Raw genomic sequence first — 21,660 nt, 5'->3', positions numbered from 1 at the left:
TTGCGTCGCTTATTGCGCGCCGAGCTTCTTGATCAGCACGTCGAGTTGCGCCAACTCTTCTTCGGTCAGATCGGTCAGCGGCGCACGCACCGGACCTGCGCTGTGGCCAACCAGCTTCGCGCCGGCCTTCACGATACTGACCGCATAACCCGCACGGCGATTCCGGATTGCCAGATACGGCAGGAAGAATTCGTCGATCAGCTTGCCGACGGTAGCGTGATCATCGGCGGCAATCGCGCGATAGAAATCCATCGCGGTCTTCGGGATGAAGTTGAAGACCGCCGACGAGTACACCGGCACGCCCAGCGCCTTATAAGCCGCGGCATAGACTTCAGCGGTCGGCAGGCCGCCGAGATACGAGAAGCGGTCGCCGAGACGCCGGCGAATCGTCACCATCGCCTCGATTTCACCCACCCCGTCCTTGAAGCCGATCAGGTTCGGGCAACTGTCCGCGAGACGTTCGAGCATGTCCGCGTTCAGCTTTGAATTCGCGCGGTTATAGACGATCACGCCGATGTTCTTCACCGCCGTGCATACCTGCTCGACGTGCGCGGCAATACCTTCCTGCGATGCCTCGGTCAAATAGTGCGGCATGAGCAGCACGCCGTTCGCGCCGAGACGTTCGGCTTCCTGTGCGTATTCGATTGCCACGCGCGTCGGGCCACCCGCGCCGGCAAGAATCGGCACCTTGCCTCTGCACGTCTCCGTCGCCGTGCGAATCACGTTCGTGTAGTCGCTTTTGGTCAGCGAGAAAAATTCACCCGTGCCGCCGGCGGCAAATAGCGCGGTCGCGCCATACGGAGCGAGCCATTCCAGGCGCTCGGCATAGGTATCGGCGCGGAAATCGCCTTGTTCGTCGAAGTCGGTCACCGGAAAGGACAGCAGGCCTTCGGAAACGATCGCTTTGAGTTCTTGAGGTGAGGTCATAGCTTGATAGCGTGATAACGCGAATGGTGGATGAGAGGCGAGCGGCCACACGGACCGCCCCCGGATCATGGGAGACTCAGCGCACCAGACACGGGCGCTTGTTATCGAACGTCCAGTTCGGAATCAGGTACTGCATGGCCACGCCGTCGTCGCGTGCGCCGAGGCCATGTTGCTGATACAGCGCGTGCGCCTTCTCGATCTCGTCCATGTCCAATTCGACACCGAGGCCGGCGGCCTGAGGCACCTTGACCTTGCCGCCCACGATCTGCAGCGGCTCACGCGTCAGACGCTGACCGTCCTGCCAGATCCAGTGTGTGTCGATCGCCGTGATCTTGCCGGGCGCCGCCGCCGCGACATGCGTGAACATCGCGAGCGAAATGTCGAAGTGATTATTCGAGTGCGAGCCCCAGGTGAGACCCCACTCGTTGCACATCTGCGCCACGCGCACCGAGCCCTGCATGGTCCAGAAGTGCGGATCGGCAAGCGGAATATCCACGGACTGCAACTGGATCGCGTGCCCCATCTGGCGCCAGTCGGTAGCGATCATGTTGGTCGCTGTCGGCAAACCGGTCGCGCGGCGGAATTCGGCCATCACCTCGCGGCCCGAGTAGCCGTTTTCCGCGCCGCACGGATCTTCCGCGTAAGCCAGCACGTCGTGCTTGTCGCGGCACAGGCGCACCGCTTCCGCGAGCGACCATGCGCCATTCGGGTCGAGCGTGACGCGGGCGTTGGGGAACCGCTCGGCAAGCGCCGTGACCGCTTCGATTTCAGCGTCGCCAGGCAACACGCCGCCCTTTAGCTTGAAATCGTTGAAGCCATAGCGCGCTTGCGCGGCCTCGGCAAGTCGCACCACCGCCTCGGGCGTCATCGCTTCTTCGGTACGCACACGCTCCCAAGCGTCGCGCCCTTCCGCGCCACTGGCATAGGCCAGATCGGTTTTCTTGCGGTCGCCGATATAGAACAGATAGCCGAGCATTTCCACTTCGTCGCGCTGCTGGCCTTCGCCGAGCAGTGCCGCGACAGGCACGCCAAGATGTTGACCGAGCAGATCGAGCAACGCGGCTTCGAGCGCGGTCACCGCGTGAATGGTGGTGCGCAGATCGAATGTTTGCAGACCGCGGCCACCGGCGTCCCGGTCGGCGAACTGCGTACGCGCTTTGTTCAGGATAGCTTGAAGATTACCGATCGACTGACCGACAACCAGCGGACGTGCGTCGTCGATGGTCTTGCGGATGCTCTCGCCGCCCGGCACTTCGCCGACGCCGGTATGGCCGGCGCTATCGCGCAGGATGACGATGTTGCGCGTGAAGAACGGGCCGTGCGCGCCGCTCAGATTCATCAGCATGCTGTCACGGCCGGCGACGGGCACAACGCGCAGCTCGGTCACGATCGGCGTAGCGTTCGATTGGGATGAGTTCGTGGACATGAGATTGGGACCAGGTGAGTTAGTAAGCCGACTGGCGGGAATCATGGCGTTGCGTGATCGCATTCGACACCAGCACCGGACAGAAATCGGGAAGTGCGTGATTCAAGATGGACGGTTTCGGCAGTTAGTGAGCTTTGCTATGGAGCGACTCCGGCAGCGCGTCGCGGTTCACGCGACGATTGCGAGTCAGGAAGCCGGCCGCTGCCGCGATCAGCGAAGCCACGCCCAAGGCGTACAGGCCGCCGGTGATCGAGCCGGTGTGTTGCTGCAGATAACCGAACGCGGCCGGGGCGAAGAATCCGCCGAGGTTGCCCACCGAATTGATCAGCGCAATCACCGCAGCAGCCACACGTGCATCCAGATAGCCCTGCGGGATCGGCCAGAAGAGCGAAGCCGCAGCCTTGAAGCCAATCGCCGAGAAGCAGATCGCGACGAACGACAGCACCGGATTGCCCGAGGTCGAGGCGAACAGCCCACATGCCGCAATCACGAGCGCCACAGCCAGCCACGCCTGCTGGAAACGCCATTTCGCCGACAGCACCGCGAAGCAGTACATCGCGAACATGGCGATGAGCCACGGGATCGCATTGAGCATGCCGACTTCAAAGTCGGAGAGTCCACCCATCTTGCGGATGATCGTCGGCAGCCAGAAGGTGGCCGCGTAAATGGTCAGTTGAATCGCGAAATAGAGGAAGCAGAACAGCAGAATCTGCGGATCCTTCAGCAGCTTCATGGCCGGCAGATGCGCGCCGCCATGCGCCTCGCGCTCGGCCTGCTCCGCCGCGATCGACGTTTCGAGGATAGTCCGCTCTTCAGCAGTCAACCACGAGGCATCGCGAATGCGCGACTTCAGCAGCATCCAGCTGACACCGCACAGCACGATCGAAAAGCCGCCTTCGACCAGGAACATCCATTGCCAGCCATGCAGGCCGAATCCGCGAATGGACAGCAGGCTGCCCGTGATCGGGCCGGACAGCACCGACGCCAGCGCGGAGCCGGCGAGAAACACCGCCACGGCCTTGCCGCGTTCTTTCTGCGGCAGCCATTGGGTGAAGTAAAACACCACGCCCGGGAAGAAACCGGCCTCGGCGACACCGAGCAGGAAGCGCAGCACATAGAACGAAGTGTCGTTCCAGACGAACGCCATGGCCGCCGCGACCAGCCCCCAGGTACCCATGATGCGGGTCAGCCACGCGCGCGCACCGTACTTCTGCATCAACACATTCGACGGCACTTCGAACAGCGCATAGCCGATGAAGAACAAACCGCTCCCCAGCCCGTATGCGGCAGCGCCGATGCCAAGGTCCGTCTGCATGTGGGAATTGACGAAACCGATGTTCACGCGGTCGATGTAGTTCGCGACGAACATGACCAGAAATAGCGGCAGCACATGCCGCTTGACCTTTGAGACGGCGGATTCGAGCGGGTCGGTCGCCGTGGTGAGAGCAGATGTCAAGGTTGTCTCCAGTTTCGGCCACTCGGGCGGCCGGATCGAATGCAACGCGGCGCATTCGAGCAGACGGGTGATCTCGTCCTAAAACGCGTGATACGTTGTCTGACGACAGTCTACCCCCTTCTATTCATTACTTCCAATAAGGTGTTTACCCTGCTATTCGAGCCTTATATACTGGGGAACAACCGCCAAGATAGCATCTCGCCACTAAAAGCAGCATGCAAACATAAGACGTCCGACAACATGAAAACTGGAGTCTCTGGCTGCACCGACTATAACGGTCAACGTGTCATCCCAGCCCGCACCGGGAGCGCGAGATTCAAATCGTTATCATTCGGACTGAAGCTATGATGGCTATGTCCAGACGTCAAACGACGTCACTCGCACACACAACGTGTATTTCCAGCCGATTAGTCAATAAGCCGCAGAAATGAGCAGCCTAACTGAGAAGGTGGTCGCCACCCTTTCCGATGAAATCCGCCGCGGCGCCCTGAGGCCGGGCGACCGCATCCCTACGGAAGTCGCGATGATGAAGCAGCTCTCGGTGAGCCGCTCCGTGGTTCGCGAAGCGATCTCGCGCCTGCAGGCGGCTAAAGTAGTCGAGACGCGCCATGGCATCGGCACGTTCGTGTTGGCGCCGGTCGCGGAAAAGCCGGTGCAACTGCCCGCCGCCGACCTCTCCAGCATGCTGGACGTGATGGCGATCATCGAATTCCGCATCGACGTAGAGGCAGCCTCAGCCGCGCTCGCAGCGGCACGACGCACCGAGCAGAATCTCAAGCAGATTCGTGGCGCGCTGGAGCGTTTCGAATCCGAACTCGAGCGGGGCAGTACCGACACCGTGGCGCACGACATCGAGTTTCATCTGCAGATCGCGCGCGCGAGCGGCAATCGTTACTTCTTCGATGTGCTCAGTCAACTCGGCCGCGCGGTGAGCCCGCGCACGCGGCTCGGCACCGCCGAGATCGCCGAGCTCGACCATATCGAACACTTGCGCAACGTGCTCAGCGAGCATCAGATGATTTATCGGGCAATCGAACGTCAGGACGCAGATGATGCGCGCGCCGCGATGCGCATGCATCTGAGCAACAGCCGCGAGCGACTTCGGCGCGCGCACGAGTTGAGCAAGGCGGATGGCTGACAGATAGCGCCAACGTACGACGCGAAGCGCTCGCCTCGCACCGTGCGGCAGCCCACCGGCTCACTTCAACGCAACGTTTCCCTGCACGCCCGCCGGCGATCCGCGTTGCTCCGGCTCGAAGCAGACCTACGAAGCGGGTTCTTCCACATCCAGCCCCATCAAAGCCGAGCTCAACGATTTGCCGTGTGCGTCGAGTGCAAGCGAGCGCGTCACGCCTCCGCCGAGCGCCTGACCGAGTACGAAGTTGAACGCGGCAATACCGGGCAATTCATAACGCACGACGTCACCGCGCACCACGTCGCCCAAGTGCGCCTTGACCCGCTCCGGTGTCAACACCGCTTGCAGATGCTCGTAGTGCTTCGCGTCATAACAGATGACGGAGATATTCAGCGTATTGCCCTTGTCGCCAGTCCGCGAATGAGCAAGCTCACGTAGTTTCATGTCACGCCTCCACCAGCGAGAATGTCGGTTTGGCATGCTCACGCGGCAGCAACACCGATTGCACCGCAACGACTTCGCGCGCTGACTTCGTCACACCGCCACCGCCCGCCGGGCCGTTCGTGTAAAGCGTCTCCACCTCGTTGCCGATCCGCACTGCTTGCGCCAGCGATTCGGTGCGCCCCGCGACCCGCGCGCGCACTTCATAAGGCTCGGCGTAACCGGCAGCCACCGTTTCGCCATGCAACGCATTCACGCCGATGAGATCGAAGCGCAATTCACGCGTTTCAACTCCGGTCAGGGCAAGCCTTTCCCGCACGATATCGAGCGCCAGCCGGGCACGTGCCAGCGCGCCGGGACCGCCGTATGAGATCTGCCCTTCGCCGATACAGCCATCGAAGTAAGCGACCGATACCTTCAACGTGCCGGTACGCGGCGTGCCGCGCCCGCCGCTCACGCGAATGCGATCCGGCGCTTCCTGCGCGACACGCACCTGGGTGAAATCGGCGACCACGTCCGGCTGCAGATAGCGCTGCGGATCGTGAATCTCATACAGCAGTTGCTCTTTGCAGGTTGCCTCGGTCACCCGTCCGCCGGCCTGCGCGAGCTTGGTGATGACCACCGAACCGTCCGGCGCCACTTCGGCGATGGGAAAGCCGAGCCTCGCGAGGTTGGGAACGTCCTTGAAACCCGGATCTGCAAAATAGCCGCCGGTGATTTGTCCCGCGCATTCGAGCAGGTGGCCGATCACGGTCGCCTGGCCGAGCGTCTGCCAGTCGTCCATCTGCCAGCCGAATTCGTGGATGAGCGGCGCGACGAACAACGACGGATCGGCGACACGTCCGGTCAGCACGATTTGCGCGCCGGCCGCAAGCGCCTCGACAATTGCCGCCGCGCCGAGATAGGCATTCGCGGACACGAGGCGGTCCTTGTACGAAGCGACGCTGTCCCCGGATTCCTCGAAATGGAAATTACCCTGCCGCACGACGTCGAGCACATCGTCGCCGGTGACGGCGGCAATCTTCAGGTCGCCGAGACCGAGCGAGCGCGCGATCTCAGCCGTCTTACGCGCCGCCGCGAGTGGATTGGCCGCGCCCATGTTCGAAATGATCCGCACGCCGTTGCGAATCGCAGCGGGGAGAACCGCCTTCATGCGCGTTTCGAGCAGCGGATCGTAGCCGAGATCAGGGTCTTTGCTGCGCGCCTGCTGCGCAATCGCAATGGTCCGTTCGGCCAGGCATTCAAACACGAGGTAATCGAGCGCGCCGTGTTCCGCCAGTTCGACCGCGGGTTCGATACGGTCGCCGGAATACCCTGCGCCCGCGCCGATTCGCACCGGCGGTCTATGTGGAGTGGCTATCATGGTGGTCGCATCCGTTCAGTGAAACAGTGAAGCTCACAACGAGAATATCCCCAGCACGACGCAGGCAATCGTCATCACGATCGAGGCGCCAAACAGCAGGGGGAACGTGAATTTCTGATGATCGGCGAGATCGATGCCGCACAGGCCGACCACGAGGAAAGTCGCCGGCGTCAGCGGGCTGACCGGAAAACCGGTGGTCATCTGGCCAAGCAGCGCAGCCTGGCCGACATGCACGGCGGGCACGCCGAGTTGGCCGGCCACTTCGGCAATCACCGGCAGCACACCGAAGTAAAACGAGTCCGGGTCGAACAGCATGCTCAGCGGCATCGACATCAACCCGAGCGCGACAGGAATGTGGCCTGCCATCGCGGGCGGCACGAAGCCGACTGCCGCCTGGGCCATCGCTTTCAGCATGCCGCTGCCCTGCATCACGCCGGTGAACACGCCGGCCGCAAGCAGAATGCCGGCCATCATCAACGCAGCGCGCGCATGAGCGTCGATCCGCTTACGCTGCATGTCGACGTTCGGATAGTTCACCATCAACGCGACGCATAGCCCGACCATGAACATGATCGCCGGCGGAATCTTCTCGCCCATGACGACCATCGTGCCGAGTACGACCAGCGTCAATACGATGTTGAACCAGAAGTTTTTCGGCCGGCGCAAGGCTTGTTCCTCGGGCGTCAGCTCACGTTTTGGCATCGGCAAGGAAGGGCTCGCGGCTGTGAGACCGAGCCGCTTTTCCTCGCGCCGCCCGAGCCAGAACGCCATGCCGAAGACGAACACCAGCCCGATTAACTGCACGGGAATCAGCGGGTTGAACAACGCAGAAATCGGCAGATGCAGCGACGCCGACGCGCGGATCATCGGCCCCGTCCACGGCAGAAAGTTGATGCCGGCGGCCATCGAAACGGCCGCGGCCAGCACGCGCCGGTCCATCTTCAGGCGGTCGTAGAGCGGCAACATTGCGGGAATCGTGACGAGAAAACACACCGCGCCGGAACCGTCCAGATGAATCAGCAGCGCGAGCAACGTGGTGCCCATCACAATGCGCGTGGGCCGCGTGCCGACGGCTCGCAGGATACGGTCGATGATCGGATCGAGCGTGCCGGCGTCGGTGACGATGCCGAAGTAAAGAATCGCGAACACGAACATCCCGACCACGGGCGCGAGATTCTTGAGCCCGTCGATCACGAACTTGCTTGTCTGAAAGCCGAAACCGCCGATGAGCGACGCCGCAATCGGCACGATGATGAGCGCCACGAGCGGCGACATCCGTTTCGACAGAATCGCGCCGAGCAGCACGACGATAGTAGCCAGCCCCAGGAATGGCAGCATGTGCTTGTCTCCAATGTTGTCTTTTACTGCGATCCAGCGTAAGTTCGGGGCAACAATAAATCAATTGAAATGAATTGATCGCAGCCATTACGAATCATTATGGATTTGAATCTTCGGGACATCCGCGCGTTCATCGCCGTCGCGCAAACGGGCAGCTTCACGCGTGCGGCGACACGGTTACACCTTTCCCAACCGGCCTTGACGGTGCAGATTCGCCGCCTCGAGGAAACCGTGGGCATGCGGCTCTTTGATCGCAACAGCCGCAATGTCGCGCTGACGCCGACCGGCCGCGAGCTGCTGCCGCTGCTGCAGAAGTCGCTGCACGATATGGAACATGTGCTGATCGACGCGCGTGCGCTCGGCGAGGGAACCAGCGGCACGGTACGGATCGCGTGCTTGCCCACTTTCGCGGCGAGCGTCTTGCCCGAACTCGTGCAGGAGATGAAGAAGGCCGTGCCGCGCGTGAGCTTCCATGTGCGCGACGTGGTCGCCAGCATGGTCAACACGCTGGTACGCAGCGAAGAGGTCGATATCGGGCTGACCGGTGGAGAACTGGACGATACCGGCTTCGAGGTGCTGCACGCGGGCATTGATCGTCTGGTGGCGGTTTTTCCGAAGCGCCACGCGCTGGCACGGCGGCGGCGCATCACGCTGGCCGACCTCGCCGCGGTGCCGCTCGTGTTGACAGCACAAGGCACGAGCGTGCGGGCCGTGGTCGATAGCGCCTTTGCAAACGCCCGCTGTGCGCCGGAGATCGCCTGTGAGCCGACCTACATGATGAGCGCCGTCGCGATGGTGCGCGCCGGGCTCGGCGTGACCATCCTGCCGGCATCGGCCCGCGAGGTCAGAGCGGAACCTGAGCTGGTGGTCCGCCCGGTCGACGATCCCGCGTTCACCCGCCCGATCGCCCTCATCAAGAAGCGCGGCAGGACCCTGCCGCCCGTCACGGAAACCTTCGTTGCGGTGTTGATCGAAAAGCTCGGCAAAATTTCAGCGCCCGGGCAGATGTGAGATCGAGCTCCGCCCAGACTCGCCAGTTCGCCGCGCCGCGTTGCGCTACGGAACAGCCGCCGAGGAAGTCAGCGCCCGATTGACCCCTATGCGTATTAAATGATTCAATCGACAACGCAACCGGACGGAGACAAAGTCTGGTGCCGCTTGCCGGATGAGCCGGCCACCCAGGAGAGTCAGGCACGTGTCGAAAGGACAGGTTCTAACCTTGCGCATGGCAGACAAGCGATGTGCAATACCAGGTTTAAATATCGATGAAAAAATATCGGAGCGGCGCAGTAACAGCCGCGCCAGGAATTATCTGTCACGCATCATCTGAAAGGGCAGCGATGAATACCGTGGATTCCCACTCGCGGTCCTTACTCCGTTACTCCCTTACTCCATTCACAAGCCCACCGTTTGGTTTCCCGCCGGCCGGCGTTCAATTTCAAATAGAACCCGAATAGCCTCGTTATTCGTCTGTTTTAATCGAACAGACGCAAGCTAGTATTAACATCGCGTGGGCGCGAGGAAACGTTCGCGCGCATTTTCCGAAAAACTTCGAAAACCAAAAAATGATAATCAGTAAATTTCGAATGCTCGTGGTGGCTGCGGCCTCAGTCGCCACGATCGCTCCAGCGTATGCAGGGTTAGGCGGCGCACCGACCTACCCCGTAACCGCCAGCAGTACCAGCGCAGGGGCGGCCAGCCAGAGCGCCACCGCTGTGGCGCGCTACGCTGCAAGCGCCAATGCCGCTGCGCCGGCTTACACCGTGAGTCAGACCACGCTGCCATCGGGCACGGTGGTGAACGAGTACATCGCGGCGGGCAACACCGTATTCGCGTTGAGCTGGGAAGGCCCGACCATGCCACCGCTCAAGACGCTGCTCGCCACTTACTTCCCGTCTTACGTGCAGGGCCTCACCGACGCGCATGCAGCGCAAGGCGGCGGCTACGGCGCCGCTGTCGTGCATCAGTCAGCTCTGGTCGTTGAGACCGGCGGCCATATGGGCGCCTTTGTGGGTCGAGCCTATCTACCGCAAGCGTTGCCGCAAGGCGTTAGCGCTGACGACATCAAGTAAGTCTATTAAAAATTAATCGAGAGAATAAAAGTGCGCAAAATCGCATGGATCATTGCTGCGGCTCTCGGGCTTAGTCTGGCTGGCTGCGGTGGGGGTGGCGGCGGGGATAGCAGCAGTAACAGCAGCACAACATTAAATGCACCGGCCGGCGCAAGTTCGCCCGCAACGTCGGGCGGAACCGATTCTTCGCCCAACGTACTCGCAGCCGACGCCTCGGCGGTCTCTACCGCTGTCGGCCCCGGCAATACGGTAGCGGTGACGGTCAGCAGAACGGGCATCCACAATCAGCCCATGGTCAGCATCACGATCTGCGCCAATGGATCTAACGCCAGCACCCACTGCGCAATCATCCCGAACGTGATCGTCGATACCGCATCGTTCGGGCTACGTCTGGTTCGTTCGGCCATTCCGGACTCCACCTTCAATGCGCTCGCAGCCGAAAACGATCAGACGAGCGGCCTCCCGCTCGCCGAATGCGCGTTGTTTGGCAGCGGCTATGCATGGGGTTCCGTCCATCTCGCGGACGTTGCGATTTCGGGTGAGACTGCCCCGAGCGTACCGATCCACGTGATCGGCGATACAACGCTGCCGGTGACTGCGCCGACCGAGTGCCAGGTGGGCCGTCCGCTGGTGACCACTGCCGATCTCGGCGCAAACGGTATTCTCGGGATTGGCGTGAGCCCGACCGACTGCGGCTTGGCGTGCCAGCAAGCACCGGTATCGACGTACTACTACACCAACGCCGGCACGGCCACATCAGCGTCCCTCAGCGCACAGATTACCAATCCGGTGACGAAGTTCGCGCGGGACAGCAATGGCGTGATTCTGGAGATGGGCCAGGTATCCGACACAGGAAGCGCGACGGCTCAGGGTACGCTAGTGTTCGGCATCGACACGCAGGCCAACAATGCGCTGTACGGCACGGGCGCCACGCTGATGAGAACGAACGCGAACGGCGACTTCACTTCGACCTACAGCGGGGCCACACTGACGAAGACATTCTTCGATTCCGGATCGACGGTATTGTTCTTCCCGGACCTGTCGATCCCGATTGACAGCTCGTCCGGATATTACGTACCGGCAACGACGGTGGGCCGGTCATCGACGCTGGTGGGAGCCAGCCCCACGAGTGTGTCGCTCGGCTTCAATATTGCGAACGGAGCGGCGTTGAACGCGTCGGGGAATAACGCGTTCAATAACCTCGGCATCTATATGTCGCGGCAGTTCGACTTCGGCATGCCGTTCTTCTATGGCCGGCACGTGTACTACGGCATTTCGGGCAAGGCGTCCACGGGTGGGGGCGCGGGGCCTTATGTAGCGTACGTTTCGAGCTGAGTGGTGTTTGTTCTGCGCGGTGAATATCGGCGGTAGTGCCGATATTTATCTGCGCAGGGCAGGAAAATTTCTTGGGGCCTAATAAATCCCCATCGCCCCTTCAACACTGCGCACCATCGAAACCAGCCGCGGCCCGATATCCCCTTCCAGCTGATTCTCCTTCAGCAGATAAGAAGGCACCCCGCAGTTGAACACCAGAATCTCGCCGTCGGCCGAAGGTTTCATCGGCACGGCGACGGCGTGCACTTCCTGCCGCAAGTCGCCGTACGAGACGCAGAACCCGCGCTCGTAAAAGTAATCGATGCCGCTCATTACGCGCTCGCGAAACGTATTCCATTCGTTCGGCGCCTTCACCGCGATCTCATTGCAGAGCGCCTCGCGCCGCTCGGCCGGCAGCGCGGCGAGCAGCGCGCGGCCCATCGCGGTTCGCACGATCGGATAGCTCAGGCCGATATCCGCCGGCAATCCCAAAGGCGTATTGCTGCGGCTGCTTTCCAGGTACACGACATTGAGCCGGTCCCGCATGCCGAGTGAGACCGAACCGCGAATCTGATCCGCCAGTTCCTTCATCGAAGGCCGCGCGATCTGCCGGACACTCAGGCTCGCGAGCAACGGATAGCTCAGCGACAGCACAGCCGAGCCGAGCTGAAACTTGTTGTTCATACGATTGACGCGCAGGTAGCCGAGGCGCGTGAGCGTGTAGGTGAAGCGCGAGATGGTGGCCTTGGTCATGCCGGTGCGCGCCGCCAGTTCCGCATTGCCGAGTTGCGATTCGCGCGGCGTAAAGCAATGCAGGATGTCGAGGCCGCGCGCCAACGTGGTGGCGAACTGCCGGTCGCCGTCGAATTCGTCGGGCACGTAGCGGGCTTTCGAATCCAGATAGTCGCTTGCCAGCGCCGCCGCTTCGGAACGCTTGTTGTTGGCTGCCATGATCGTCTCCCTTCAGATAGCCAATTCTGCGCTACCTGTTCAGCATATCCAAACTCTGTTCTGCAGAGTCGAACAAATCATGCCGACCGCCTGTAAATCTTCGATAGTGAAGTCATAAATCGACTCACATGACGGAGACAAGCATGACCAGCAACCCCTCGCATTTCGACTCGATGCTCGCCGACGTCGCGCGTTTCGTTCGTGAAGAAGCGATTCCGCGCGAAAACGAGATCGAGAAAGCGGATGCCGTGCCGGCGGGTCTCGTCGAGCGGATGCGCGAGCTTGGCTATTTCGGTTGGAGCATTCCGCGCGATTTCGGCGGCGCAGGACTTTCGACGGAGCAACTCGTACGCGGCGCATTCGAGCTTTCACAAGCCTCGGTGGCATTCCGTGCGCGGGTTGGCACGAATACCGGCATCGGCTCGGAAGCGCTCGTCGCCGACGGCACCGACGCGCAGAAGCAGCGCTATCTGCCGCGTCTCGCGTCGGGCGAATTGACCGGCGCATTCGCGCTGACCGAGGCAGACGCCGGCTCGGACGCCACCGCGCTGCGCACCACCGCGCGACGCGACGGCGATCACTACATCCTCGACGGCAGCAAGTGCTTCATCACCAACGCGCCGATCGCGGACCTGTTCACGGTCATGGCACGTACCGATCCGGCCACGCCTGGCGCCGGCGGCATTTCCGCATTTCTCGTCGAACGTGGCATGCCCGGTCTCTCCACCAGCGCGCCTTACGACAAGATGGGCCAGGCGGGCTCGCCGGTCGGTGACGTGGTGTTCAATGCGTGCCGGGTGCCGGCGTCCAATCTGATCGGCGGCGTCGAAGGTCAGGGCTTTCGTACCGCGATGAAGGTATTGAACAAGCAGCGCATTCACCTGGCCGCGCTGTGCACGGGCCCGGCCATGCGGATGCTTGAAGAAGCCGTTGCGTACACATCGAAACGCGAGCAGTTCGGCAAGCCTGTCGCCGAGTTCCAGCTCGTGCAGGCGCTGATCGCCGAATGCCAGACTGAAATCTTCGCGGCGCGCTCGATGATTCTCGAAACCGCTCGCAAACGCGATGCGGGCGAGGACGTGGCGCTGGAAGCGTCGATGTGCAAGATGTTCGCTTCGGAGATGTGCGGACGCGTCGCGGATCGTGCGGTTCAGATGCTCGGTGGACGCGGTTATCTCGCGGGCAATGCGGTCGAGCGGTTCTACCGCGATGTGCGCGCGTTCCGCATTTACGAAGGCACCACACAGATTCATCAGTTGAACATCGCGAAGATCACGCTGCGGCGCGCGGCTGATCGGGATCAGGCGAAACAGAAGGACAGCGTTCATGCCGACGCTGCGCGTGCCGCATGAGCACCGCTATGAACACCGCCGCGAACACCACCGCGCACGCTGCAAACACGCTCGACATTCAACGGCTCGTCGAGCCGCGCTCGATTGCAATCATCGGCGCTTCAAACGATCCGAAATCGATCAGCGGCCAGCCGATGCGCTTTCTCATGCAGCACGGGTATCAGGGCGCGCTGTATCCGGTGAATCCGAAATATGCCGAGATTGCCGGCGTGGCGTGCCATGCCAGCATCGCCGCATTGCCCGCTACGCCCGATCTCGCGCTAATCCTCGTCGCGGCGCGCCGCGTTCCGGACATGCTGCGTCAATGCGGCGAAAAGGGTATCGGCTTCGCGATCATCTACAGCTCGGGATTCGCTGAAGCGGGCGAAGCCGGCGCCGCGTTGCAGCGCGAATGCGCGGAAGTCGCGAAGGCGTTCGGCATCCGCGTGATCGGTCCGAACTGCCAGGGATTCGTCAGCACGGGTGCCAGCGTCTACGCCGGATTCGGTGCACCGTTCGGCGTCGATTACCGGCGCGGCGGCCTATCGCTGATTTCGCAAAGCGGAGGGTTTGGCTGCGCGCTGCTGCTGATGGCCGACGAACTCGGCATCGGCTTGCGGCATTTCATCACCACTGGCAATGAGGCCGACGTCAGCCTGCTCGATCTCGTCGATGCCTGTATCGCCGACCCGCAAACGTCGCTGATCGCCGCGTACATCGAAGGCTTGAAAGATGCGCGGCGTCTCGTCGACGTGGCCAACCGCGCGCTCGACGCCGGCAAACCGCTGCTCGCGTGGAAAGTTGGCAACACGGCCGACGGCGCCAAAGCAGCCGCGTCGCACACGGCGAATCTGGGCGGCGCATCCGCGCTCTATCGCACGGCTTTCCGCCAGACCGGCGTGATCGAAGTTACCGATGTCGCGGACCTCGGCGACTACGCCAAGGCGTTCGAAGCCAAACGCCTGCCGCGCGGTAACCGGATCGCGGTCGTCACGCTCTCGGGCGGCGCCGGCATTCTGATCACCGATGCCTGTGCTGAACGCGGCATGTCCGTGCCCGCGTTGTCGGCCGCCACGCTCGAGCAGCTCAAACCCATCGTGCCCGCGTTCGCTTCGCTGAACAATCCGATCGATCTCACCGCGGGCATCCTCGCCGAGCCGAAAATTTTTGCCGACGCCCTGCAGATCATTGCCGACGATCCGAACATCGACTCCATCGCGATCATGGCAGCCGCAGCGAGCGGAGAAGTGGCGCGTGCGATGGCTGAGGCAATCGTGCGCGTCTACGACGCCACGACTAAGCCGATGATGCTCGCCTGGAACGCGCGCCGCGACATGGCCGCCGACGCATACGAGATGATCGAAGCGCATGGCGTGCCGCTGTATGCAACGCCCGTACGTTGCGGACGCGCGTCCGCCGCGTTGTCGGACTACGCGCAGGCGCGCCGGGCGCGCACGGCGGCATGCAGTGCGGAACCGCTTACACGTCCGCAATACAATGTCGAGCACGCTCGCGCGTTGCTGGCTGCCAGTCAGGGCGATCTGACCGAACACGCCTCGCAGGCGTTGCTGCGCGATTACGGCATCGAGACGCCCAGGAGCGAGCTCGCGCACAACAGCGACGAAGCATGCGCCATCGCTCGGTCGATCGGCTTTCCGCTCGTGATCAAAGTGCAATCACCCGACATTCCGCACAAAACGGAAGCCGGCGCCGTGCGGGTCGGCATCCGCGATGAGGCGGCGCTCGCCGACGCCTTCGACGAAATCGTCGCGAGTGCGCGCCGCCATGTGCCTGACGCGCGAATTGAAGGCGTGCTGGTCCAGGAAGAGATCCGCGATGCGATCGAGATGATCGTCGGCATCGAAAACGATGCGTCGTTCGGACCGGCCGTGATGTGCGGTCTCGGCGGGATCTATGCCGAAGTGCTGAAGGACGTGGCGTTCCGGCTCGCGCCGGTTACGCACGCCGACGCCCACGCGATGATCCGCGAACTGCGCGCCTTCGCGATGCTTGACGGCGCGCGCGGCAAACCGCCCGGCGATATCGAGGCGCTCGTCGAGACGATCGTCGCGCTCTCCGCGATGGCGCTCGACCAGCAGGCGTGCCTGAAGGAACTGGATATCAATCCGCTTTTCGTGCTGCCCGCGGGTAAGGGCGTGCGAGCCGGCGACGCGCTAGCGCGCTGCATGCCGCGCGCGGCCACTGCGGTTGACTCCGTCGGCGACTTGCACGAAAGCGAGCATTGCGCTCCGGCTGTCGTGGACGGATAGTGAAGCGGTGCCAGGCCGCTTTGAGATCGGACGTCGCTGATTTGCCGCGCTGTTTAATGCGCTATTTACCGCGCTAAAACCGCATCACGCGCGGCAATATGCATCGCAACATGCACAGCGACACCCACCGCAGTTGGCATTCTTCGCGAGACCATCATGCACGGCTATTCGCATTCAGGCACATCGACCACGGACGACCTCACGGCCGTCGAAGTCGAACGCACTTACCGCAAGATCTTTTTTCGGCTGATTCCGTTGCTGTTTCTCTGCTACGTGATCAGCTACATCGACCGCGTCAACATCAGCTTCGCCAAGCTGCAGTTCATGCACGACCTCGGCTTCTCAGAGTCGACTTACGGCCTGGGCGCGGGGCTGTTCTTCATCGGCTACGTACTGTTCGAAGTCCCCAGCAATCTGTGGATGCAGCGCGTCGGCGCACGCCGCACGCTGTTGCGCATCATGTTCGCGTGGGGGCTGGTGTCGAGCCTGATGATGTTCGTGCGCACGCCGACGCAGTTCTACGCGATGCGCTTCCTGCTCGGCGTGACCGAAGCGGGCTTCTTCCCCGGCATCATCTTTTATCTGAGCTGCTGGTTTCCCGGCGCGCGGCGCGCACGCGTAACCGCATTTCTGATGATGGCGACGGCGGTGGCGGGCATCATCGGCGGGCCGATGTCCGGGTTCATCATGACGCGGCTGGCGGGCGTGGGCGGCTTGCCGGGCTGGCAGTGGCTGTTCCTGCTCGAAGGCGTGCCGGCAGTGACGCTCGGGATCGTCGCGTTCCTCACACTCGGCGACCGGCCGGAAGACGTGAGCTGGCTCGACGAGCGCGAGAAGGCACTGGTGTCGCGTGAACTCGCCGCCGATGAGAAGACCAAACAAACCGGTCATCTCGACGGACTGCGCGGCGCGCTCGCGAACCCACGCGTGTATTTCGCGGCACTCGTCTATTTCGCGGTGATGATGCCGTTCAACGCGATCGGTTTCTGGGCGCCGACCCTCATCCGCGACATGGGCGTCGCCAACGTGCTGAACATAGGGCTGTTGTCCGCGCTCGTTTTCATCGCGGCTGCGCTCGGCACCTATGTGGTGGGCGCCAGTTCGGACCGGACCATGGAGCGGCGCTGGCACGTCGCGGCGAGCGCTTGCGTGACCGCGCTGGCGTTCGCGCTGCTGCCTGCCGCCGGCCATAACGTCGCGCTCGGCGTTGGCTTGCTGGCGCTGGCGGCGGCAGCGTCGTACGGCTCCTTTGTGGTGTTCTGGACGATTCCACAGACTTTCCTGCCGCGCTCGTCGGCGGCGGGCGGCATCGCGATGATCACGAGTCTCGGCGGTACCGGCGGCTTCGTGAGCCCGGCGTTCGTCGGCTGGGTCAAGACGCAGACCGGCAGCGCGCAATATGGGTTGATTGGATTGGCCGTGGTGCTGCTGGCTGGGGTCGTGTTGATGCTGGTGGTGTTTCCGGCGCCGGGCAGAAGTGTGGCGAATGCGGCCGTAACCGGCAACGCGAATGCGCCCGCGCAACACGGGCTCGGTCAAACGAATCATTGAGACGAGGCGCCGGCGCCGAAACGCGCTGCCGGCCTCCGTATCGCCTTACTGACTGAGATTCTGATGCACGCAGCGCTCAATGGAGGCACACTGGTTCGCGTGCTGCCGGACGAACCTCCGCTTGCCACGACACTGTATGCATTGGCGCCGCCCGTCCAGCGTCCAGCGTCCCAGGCGCGAAAATTCGTAGCTTTGTTGATTTTCTGATGGCGGCGCGGGCAACCTGGCGGATCCTTGCGTGACTGAGCTCCCCAGACAGGCACCTCTCATGGAATTTCACGACGACGACCTCACCCATTTCGAAGCCCATGGCGCGGCCCCGCTGCCGGTCCCGAACGACCACGGCTACGTCGAGCACGAAGGGGCGCGAATCTGGTACGCGTCATACGGGAACGGCGAGCCGGTGATCCTGCTGCACGGCGGCCTGGGGCACAGCGGCAACTGGGGCTATCAGGTCCCGGCGCTGGTCGGCGCCGGGCATCGCGTGGTGGTCGTCGACAGCCGCGGCCATGGCCGCAGCACCCGCGATGCGCGCCCCTATCTGTACGAGCTGATGGCCTCCGACGTTCTGGCCGTGATGGACACCCTGCAGCTCGACCGGGCCGCGATGGTGGGCTGGAGCGATGGCGCCTGCGTCGCGATGGTGCTGGGTCTCCAGGCCCCCGAGCGGGTTGCCGGCGTGTTTTTCTTTGGCTGCAACATGGATCCGAGTGGGACGAAAACATTCGAGCCGACGCCGATCATTGACCGGTGTTTCGGAAGGCATGCCGAAGACTATGCACAACTCTCGGCCACGCCCGATGACTTCGACGCATTTGTCGGCGCGGTCAGCGAAATGATGAGAACCCAGCCCAACTACTCGGCGCACGATCTGGCCGGGATTCGTGTGCCGGTTGCAATCGTCCAGAGCGAGCACGACGAATTCATCAAGCCGGAACATGCCGACTACCTTGTCCGCACCATTCCCGGCGCGGCGTTGACTCTCCTGCCTGGCGTGAGCCATTTCGCCCCGCTGCAACGGCCAGCGCAATTCAACCGCGTGATGCTCGCTTTTCTGAAGCGGGTTCTTCCCTGAGCGGCGCGATCCCGCGCGACGTTTCGCTGCGCCACGAATTCCCCACTATTTGGCCAGGGCGCCAAAATTTCACGATGTGATATGAGCCCTTGCTTCGTAAAAAATCGTGGTGCGTGGCACAAATTCGCCATTTCGCAATGCCGCCCCACGTTGCACATCGTAAAATGACGCGCACAAGTCTTTATTTTTAAACGATATTTTTTGATCAAATGAACTGTCTAAGAACCCCTTGCGCCATGGCTCGCTGACGTAGACTCTTTTACAAGAGCCGACGCTTCATAGAACGCAGCGAACAGGGTGCAGCGAAAGACGGGACGAAAACGCAGTCGCAGCAAGTCCCCCGCCCCTGCCTGAAGCCGTCACGGCATCGCAGTTTTTATTGGCAATTGGGAGACTAAAAATGAAAGGCTTTCGCTTTGGATCGACCCAGGGAGCGTTCTACATTTTGCCGGGCCAGGATGGTTGGGAGGCAACCTACGGCAACGAGACGCTCGGTGAATTTACCAGCCCGCAACAGGCAGCCGATGAAGTCGCACGCGGCCTGACCTGCCCGCAGCTGACCGAAGTCGACACGTCGACGCTCGAGATTCCTGAAAAAATCAGCGATTGGGAAATCGTTCACGTTTAAGGGCAGGCATGACCGCCCGCGTACGCGTAGAAACGACGATGGCGCTCCTAAGGAGCGCCATCGTTTTGCTTACGGCTTACTTCAGTGCCTGCTTCGGTAACTTGAGCGACAGCCTCAGTACCGCATTCAGCCCCTCATTCAGACCATCAGGCGAGCGCGTCGACGATCTTGTTCAGCGTCGCGCTCGGGCGCATAGCCTTGCTCGTCAGTTCGACATTCGGACGGTAGTAACCGCCGATATCCACCGGCTTGCCTTGCGCTGCACCCAGCTCTTCGATGATCTTCGCTTCGTTGTCGGCCATCGCCTTCGCCACGCCGGCGAACTGCGCCTGCAACGCAGCGTCTTCGGTTTGCGCGGCGAGTGCCTCGGCCCAGTACATGGCCAGGTAGAAGTGGCTGCCGCGGTTGTCGATACCGCCAATCTTGCGCGCCGGCGACTTGTCGTTGTCGAGGAACTTGCCCGTTGCCTGATCCAGCGTCTTGGCCAGAACCTGCGCCTTCGGGTTGTGGTACGCGCCGCTCAGGTGTTCGAGCGAAGCCGCCAACGCCAGGAATTCGCCGAGCGAATCCCAACGCAGGAAGCCTTCTTCGACCAGTTGCTGAACGTGCTTCGGCGCCGAACCGCCCGCGCCGGTTTCGAACATGCCGCCACCGGCCATCAGCGGAACGATCGACAGCATCTTCGCGCTGGTGCCCAGTTCCATGATTGGGAACAGGTCGGTCAGGTAGTCGCGCAGCACGTTGCCGGTGACCGAGATCGTGTCCTTGCCGGCGCGGATGCGCTCGATCGAGAACCTGGTCGCTTCGACCGGCGTCATGACGCGGATGTCCAGACCGCTGGTGTCGTGGTCCTTCAGGTATTGCTCGACCTTCTTGATGATCTGGGCGTCGTGCGCGCGAGCCGCGTCCAGCCAGAAAATAGCCGGCGTGTTGGTGGCGCGTGCGCGGTTGACCGCGAGCTTGACCCAATCCTGAACCGGCGCGTCCTTTGTCTGGCACATGCGCCAGATGTCGCCTGCTTCAACTGCCTGCTCGATCAGCACCGTACCGGCTGCGTCGGTCACGCGGACCACGCCGTTCGCCGGAATCTGGAACGTCTTGTCGTGTGAACCGTATTCTTCGGCGGCTTGTGCCATCAGGCCGACGTTCGGCACCGTGCCCATCGTGACCGGGTCGAATGCGCCGTTCTTCTTGCAGTCTTCAATCACAGCCTGGTAGACGTCGGCGTAGCAACGGTCCGGAATCACGGCCTTGGCGTCGTGCAGTGCGCCGTCCGCGCCCCACATCTTGCCCGACTCGCGAATCATGGCCGGCATGGAGGCGTCGACGATCACGTCGCTCGGCACGTGCAGGCTGGTGATGCCCTTGTCCGAGTTGACCATGGCCAGTTGCGGGCGTTGCGCGTACTGCGCCTTGATGTCCGCTTCGATCGCTTCACGCGTTTGCTCCGGCAGGTCCTTCAGGCGCGCGTACAGATCGCCGATACCGTTGTTCGGGTTGAAGCCGGCTTGCGCCAACACGTCAGCGTGCTTGGTCAGCACGTCTTTGTAGAACACCGACACCACGTGACCGAAGATGATCGGATCCGACACCTTCATCATGGTTGCTTTCAGGTGCACCGAGAACAGCACGCCCTTGCTCTTCGCATCGGCGATTTCTGCTTCGATGAAGCTGCGCAGCGCGTTCTTGCTCAGCACCGAAGCATCGATGATCTCGCCCGCTTGCACGGCCGTCTTTTCTTTCAGGACCTTCGTCGAGCCGTCAGCGGTCGTCAGTTCGATCTTCACGGCGCCGGCTGCTGCGATGAGCGCCGATTTTTCGCTGCCGTAGAAATCGCCGCCGCTCATGTGCGCCACGTGCGACTTCGAGTCCGCGCTCCACGCGCCCATCTTGTGCGGGTGCTTGCGTGCGTAGTTCTTGACCGACAACGGCGCGCGGCGATCGGAATTGCCTTCGCGCAGCACCGGGTTCACCGCGCTGCCCTTGATCTTGTCGTAGCGCGCCTTGACGTCTTTTTCAGCGTCTGTATTCGCAACGTCCGGATACGGCGGCAGTTTGAAACCCTGATCGCGCAGTTCGGTGATCGCGGCCTTCAGTTGCGGCACCGAAGCGCTGATGTTCGGCAGCTTGACGATGTTCGCTTCCGGACGCGTGGTGAGTCCACCCAGTTCCGCCAGATCGTCGGAACCCTTCTGTTCCGCGGTCAGGTAGTCCGGAAATGCAGCGATGATCCGGCCGGCAAGCGAGATATCGCGCGTTTCAACGATCACGTCGGACGAGCGCGTGAACGCCTTGACGATCGGCAGCAGCGAATAAGTCGCCAGAGCAGGCGCTTCGTCGGTCAGGGTGTAGATGATCTTCGGCGATGTGGACATGTTTGAT

The 21,660-nt window shown here is 62.2% G+C and carries 17 protein-coding genes; 9 read left to right on the top strand and 8 right to left on the bottom strand.

Annotated features, from left to right (window positions below; translation table 11 throughout):
* Positions 1–9: 9 nt before the first annotated feature.
* The 3 genes from kdgD to HHL24_RS02260 all read right to left on the bottom strand — a co-directional run bounded on the left by kdgD (position 10) and on the right by HHL24_RS02260 (position 3,809).
* On the bottom strand, positions 10–927 hold the full coding sequence (gene kdgD, locus HHL24_RS02270; RefSeq protein WP_169483763.1) for a 5-dehydro-4-deoxyglucarate dehydratase: 918 nt from the start codon (positions 925–927) through the stop codon (positions 10–12).
* A 76-nt stretch (positions 928–1,003) separates the two neighbouring features.
* Positions 1,004–2,353 carry a glucarate dehydratase gene (gene gudD / locus HHL24_RS02265; RefSeq protein ID WP_169483762.1) on the bottom strand — a complete coding sequence of 450 codons (1,350 nt, stop codon included), beginning with the start codon at positions 2,351–2,353 and terminating at the stop codon, positions 1,004–1,006.
* Between the two features lie 124 nt (positions 2,354–2,477).
* The gene (locus HHL24_RS02260) at positions 2,478–3,809 is read right to left on the bottom strand and encodes an MFS transporter (RefSeq protein WP_169483761.1); all 1,332 of its coding nucleotides are present in this window, start codon (positions 3,807–3,809) and stop codon (positions 2,478–2,480) included.
* Positions 3,810–4,236: 427 nt separating this feature from the next.
* Here HHL24_RS02260 and HHL24_RS02255 point away from each other — a divergent pair, with 427 nt between their 5' ends.
* Positions 4,237–4,947, top strand: a complete 711-nt coding sequence (locus tag HHL24_RS02255; RefSeq protein ID WP_169483760.1) for a FadR/GntR family transcriptional regulator — start codon at positions 4,237–4,239, stop codon at positions 4,945–4,947.
* Positions 4,948–5,073: 126 nt separating this feature from the next.
* Here HHL24_RS02255 and HHL24_RS02250 read toward each other — a convergent pair whose 3' ends face one another.
* The 3 genes from HHL24_RS02250 to HHL24_RS02240 are packed head-to-tail and all read right to left on the bottom strand — an operon-like array spanning position 5,074 to position 8,086.
* On the bottom strand, positions 5,074–5,388 hold the full coding sequence (locus HHL24_RS02250; protein ID WP_169483759.1) for an AtuA-related protein: 315 nt from the start codon (positions 5,386–5,388) through the stop codon (positions 5,074–5,076).
* Between the two features lies 1 nt (position 5,389).
* Positions 5,390–6,748: an acyclic terpene utilization AtuA family protein gene (locus HHL24_RS02245; protein WP_169483758.1), complete on the bottom strand. Its 1,359-nt coding sequence runs from the start codon at positions 6,746–6,748 to the stop codon at positions 5,390–5,392.
* A 33-nt stretch (positions 6,749–6,781) separates the two neighbouring features.
* Complete coding sequence (locus HHL24_RS02240) at positions 6,782–8,086, bottom strand: CitMHS family transporter (RefSeq protein WP_169483757.1); 1,305 nt, start codon at positions 8,084–8,086, stop codon at positions 6,782–6,784.
* Between the two features lie 99 nt (positions 8,087–8,185).
* Between HHL24_RS02240 and HHL24_RS02235 the strand changes: the two genes are divergently transcribed.
* The 3 genes from HHL24_RS02235 to HHL24_RS02225 all read left to right on the top strand — a co-directional run bounded on the left by HHL24_RS02235 (position 8,186) and on the right by HHL24_RS02225 (position 11,493).
* Positions 8,186–9,097: a LysR family transcriptional regulator gene (locus tag HHL24_RS02235; RefSeq protein ID WP_169483756.1), complete on the top strand. Its 912-nt coding sequence runs from the start codon at positions 8,186–8,188 to the stop codon at positions 9,095–9,097.
* A 554-nt stretch (positions 9,098–9,651) separates the two neighbouring features.
* Positions 9,652–10,158 carry a DUF2844 domain-containing protein gene (locus HHL24_RS02230; RefSeq protein WP_230417309.1) on the top strand — a complete coding sequence of 169 codons (507 nt, stop codon included), beginning with the start codon at positions 9,652–9,654 and terminating at the stop codon, positions 10,156–10,158.
* A gap of 30 nt (positions 10,159–10,188) precedes the next feature.
* The gene (locus tag HHL24_RS02225; protein ID WP_169483755.1) at positions 10,189–11,493 is read left to right on the top strand and encodes a DUF3443 family protein; all 1,305 of its coding nucleotides are present in this window, start codon (positions 10,189–10,191) and stop codon (positions 11,491–11,493) included.
* A gap of 78 nt (positions 11,494–11,571) precedes the next feature.
* Here the strand turns inward: HHL24_RS02225 and HHL24_RS02220 are convergent, their stop codons facing one another.
* On the bottom strand, positions 11,572–12,423 hold the full coding sequence (locus HHL24_RS02220; protein WP_206002673.1) for an IclR family transcriptional regulator: 852 nt from the start codon (positions 12,421–12,423) through the stop codon (positions 11,572–11,574).
* 143 nt (positions 12,424–12,566) lie between these two features.
* Between HHL24_RS02220 and HHL24_RS02215 the strand changes: the two genes are divergently transcribed.
* From HHL24_RS02215 to HHL24_RS02195, 5 genes are all read left to right on the top strand, one after another.
* Positions 12,567–13,775, top strand: a complete 1,209-nt coding sequence (locus tag HHL24_RS02215) for an acyl-CoA dehydrogenase family protein (RefSeq protein ID WP_169483754.1) — start codon at positions 12,567–12,569, stop codon at positions 13,773–13,775.
* A gap of 8 nt (positions 13,776–13,783) precedes the next feature.
* A complete protein-coding gene (locus HHL24_RS02210) occupies positions 13,784–16,024 on the top strand; it encodes an acetate--CoA ligase family protein (RefSeq protein WP_169483753.1) in 2,241 nt (746 codons plus the stop codon).
* 156 nt (positions 16,025–16,180) lie between these two features.
* Positions 16,181–17,575 carry an MFS transporter gene (locus HHL24_RS02205; RefSeq protein WP_169483752.1) on the top strand — a complete coding sequence of 465 codons (1,395 nt, stop codon included), beginning with the start codon at positions 16,181–16,183 and terminating at the stop codon, positions 17,573–17,575.
* Positions 17,576–17,843: 268 nt separating this feature from the next.
* Positions 17,844–18,650, top strand: a complete 807-nt coding sequence (locus tag HHL24_RS02200) for an alpha/beta fold hydrolase (RefSeq protein WP_169483751.1) — start codon at positions 17,844–17,846, stop codon at positions 18,648–18,650.
* A gap of 400 nt (positions 18,651–19,050) precedes the next feature.
* Positions 19,051–19,278 carry a hypothetical protein gene (locus HHL24_RS02195; RefSeq protein ID WP_169483750.1) on the top strand — a complete coding sequence of 76 codons (228 nt, stop codon included), beginning with the start codon at positions 19,051–19,053 and terminating at the stop codon, positions 19,276–19,278.
* Positions 19,279–19,424: 146 nt separating this feature from the next.
* Here HHL24_RS02195 and HHL24_RS02190 read toward each other — a convergent pair whose 3' ends face one another.
* Positions 19,425–21,653 (bottom strand): NADP-dependent isocitrate dehydrogenase, encoded by a 2,229-nt coding sequence (locus tag HHL24_RS02190; protein WP_169483749.1) that lies wholly within the window; start codon positions 21,651–21,653, stop codon positions 19,425–19,427.
* Positions 21,654–21,660 lie beyond the last annotated feature (7 nt).

It is taken from the genome of Paraburkholderia polaris (genome assembly GCF_012927345.1).
In the GTDB taxonomy this organism is placed as follows: Bacteria; Pseudomonadota; Gammaproteobacteria; order Burkholderiales; family Burkholderiaceae; genus Paraburkholderia; species Paraburkholderia polaris.
This window is presented reverse-complemented; position numbering and strand designations above follow the sequence as displayed.

Coding starts and splice junctions, on each gene's coding strand:
- kdgD (WP_169483763.1), bottom strand. CDS start 927: ATGACCTCACCTCAAGAACTCAAAGCGATCGTTTCCGAAGGCCTGCTG.
- gudD (WP_169483762.1), bottom strand. CDS start 2,353: ATGTCCACGAACTCATCCCAATCGAACGCTACGCCGATCGTGACCGAG.
- HHL24_RS02255 (WP_169483760.1), top strand. CDS start 4,237: ATGAGCAGCCTAACTGAGAAGGTGGTCGCCACCCTTTCCGATGAAATC.
- HHL24_RS02250 (WP_169483759.1), bottom strand. CDS start 5,388: ATGAAACTACGTGAGCTTGCTCATTCGCGGACTGGCGACAAGGGCAAT.
- HHL24_RS02245 (WP_169483758.1), bottom strand. CDS start 6,748: ATGATAGCCACTCCACATAGACCGCCGGTGCGAATCGGCGCGGGCGCA.
- HHL24_RS02240 (WP_169483757.1), bottom strand. CDS start 8,086: ATGCTGCCATTCCTGGGGCTGGCTACTATCGTCGTGCTGCTCGGCGCG.
- HHL24_RS02235 (WP_169483756.1), top strand. CDS start 8,186: ATGGATTTGAATCTTCGGGACATCCGCGCGTTCATCGCCGTCGCGCAA.
- HHL24_RS02230 (WP_230417309.1), top strand. CDS start 9,652: ATGATAATCAGTAAATTTCGAATGCTCGTGGTGGCTGCGGCCTCAGTC.
- HHL24_RS02220 (WP_206002673.1), bottom strand. CDS start 12,423: ATGGCAGCCAACAACAAGCGTTCCGAAGCGGCGGCGCTGGCAAGCGAC.
- HHL24_RS02215 (WP_169483754.1), top strand. CDS start 12,567: ATGACCAGCAACCCCTCGCATTTCGACTCGATGCTCGCCGACGTCGCG.
- HHL24_RS02210 (WP_169483753.1), top strand. CDS start 13,784: ATGAACACCGCCGCGAACACCACCGCGCACGCTGCAAACACGCTCGAC.
- HHL24_RS02205 (WP_169483752.1), top strand. CDS start 16,181: ATGCACGGCTATTCGCATTCAGGCACATCGACCACGGACGACCTCACG.
- HHL24_RS02200 (WP_169483751.1), top strand. CDS start 17,844: ATGGAATTTCACGACGACGACCTCACCCATTTCGAAGCCCATGGCGCG.
- HHL24_RS02195 (WP_169483750.1), top strand. CDS start 19,051: ATGAAAGGCTTTCGCTTTGGATCGACCCAGGGAGCGTTCTACATTTTG.
- HHL24_RS02190 (WP_169483749.1), bottom strand. CDS start 21,653: ATGTCCACATCGCCGAAGATCATCTACACCCTGACCGACGAAGCGCCT.